The sequence below is a fragment of the Paraburkholderia sp. EG304 genome (genome assembly GCF_046543485.1).
Classification (GTDB): Bacteria; Pseudomonadota; Gammaproteobacteria; order Burkholderiales; family Burkholderiaceae; genus Paraburkholderia; species Paraburkholderia youngii.
In genome coordinates this window covers 1-615 of the sequence record NZ_JBKGUA010000286.1, presented here as the reverse complement: position 1 = coordinate 615, position 615 = coordinate 1, and the positions used below count along the sequence as shown (strand labels likewise).

The window sequence follows — 615 nt, the reverse complement described above, 5'->3', positions numbered from 1 at the left end:
ACGCAGCGGATGGAATTGCGGGGTGGCCATATCAGTACGGTTTGAAGTAGTCGAAGGGTTCGCGGCAGTCGAGGCAGCGATACAGCGCCTTGCAGGCGGTCGAGCCGAACTGCGCGAGTCGCTCGGTATGCGCGGAGCCGCAGCGTGGGCAGGCCGGTGCGGGCAGCGCGCGTGGCACGAAGCGCAGCACTTTTTCCTGTGGCGCGGCGCTCGCGTGCGCGGCTGAACCGCAGTTGCCCGTGGGCGGCGCGATGCCGTAGACGCGCAGTTTTTCGCGCGCCTCGGCGGTGATCCAGTCAGTGGTCCACGCCGGCGCGAGCACGGTGGCGACGCGATACGGCGTGAGCTGCGCGGCCTCGAGCGCGCGGCCGATGTCTTCGGCAATCTGCGACATCGCCGGGCAGCCCGAGTAGGTCGGCGTGATCACGACTTCGAGCGCGCCGTCCGCCGCGCGTCGCACGTCGCGCAGGATGCCGAGCTCGCGGATTGAGACCACCGGGATCTCCGGGTCCGGTACCGCTTCGAGCACGCTCCACGCGCGGGTGAGCGCGGGATCGGTGGCGGCGGTCGTGGCGGGGGTGTTCACGGGCTGCGGGGCGGTCGAGGTCGTCATCG

The 615-nt window shown here is 70.6% G+C and carries 1 protein-coding gene; it reads right to left on the bottom strand.

The genetic code is table 11. The features are described 5' to 3' along the window. Positions 1-31 precede the first annotated feature (31 nt). Complete coding sequence (gene paaD, locus ACLFKU_RS43890; RefSeq protein WP_410853408.1) at positions 32-613, bottom strand: 1,2-phenylacetyl-CoA epoxidase subunit PaaD; 582 nt, start codon at positions 611-613, stop codon at positions 32-34. Between the last annotated feature and the right edge of the window lie 2 nt (positions 614-615).

Excerpts from the sequence above, each read along its gene's own strand:
- paaD (WP_410853408.1), bottom strand. The coding sequence starts at position 613 with ATGACGACCTCGACCGCCCCGCAGCCCGTGAACACCCCCGCCACGACC.